This window comes from Nocardioides oceani (assembly GCF_030412965.1).
Classification (GTDB): domain Bacteria; phylum Actinomycetota; class Actinomycetes; order Propionibacteriales; family Nocardioidaceae; genus Nocardioides; species Nocardioides oceani.
Genome location: NZ_JAUHJQ010000269.1, coordinates 1 through 221, shown reverse-complemented (window position 1 = coordinate 221; position 221 = coordinate 1). Strand labels below are relative to the sequence as shown.

Genomic DNA, 221 nt, shown 5'->3' with positions numbered 1-221 from the left:
CCCACCACCCGTTGATGGCGTGGTCCAGGCGCGTCTCGGCCTCGGCGTACAGCGCCAGCGGCACCTGGTTGGTCTCGGTGCCGCCCTCGCTGTCGCCGTTGGTGAGCTCGACGTGGTGGTCGACGACGGCGGGCCCGGCGTCGACGCAGCCGGGCACCTGCCCGATGCGGTGCACGGCGGTCACCTCGAAGGGACGTCCCTTGCCCCCGAACCAGCGGGTC

Annotated in this window: 1 protein-coding gene; it reads right to left on the bottom strand. The window is 73.3% G+C overall.

Annotation, left to right across the window (positions count from 1 at the left end; translation table 11 throughout):
• Positions 1 to 221: maltokinase N-terminal cap-like domain-containing protein (locus QWY28_RS24035; protein WP_439117282.1), on the bottom strand; the 221-nt coding region annotated here is incomplete at both ends.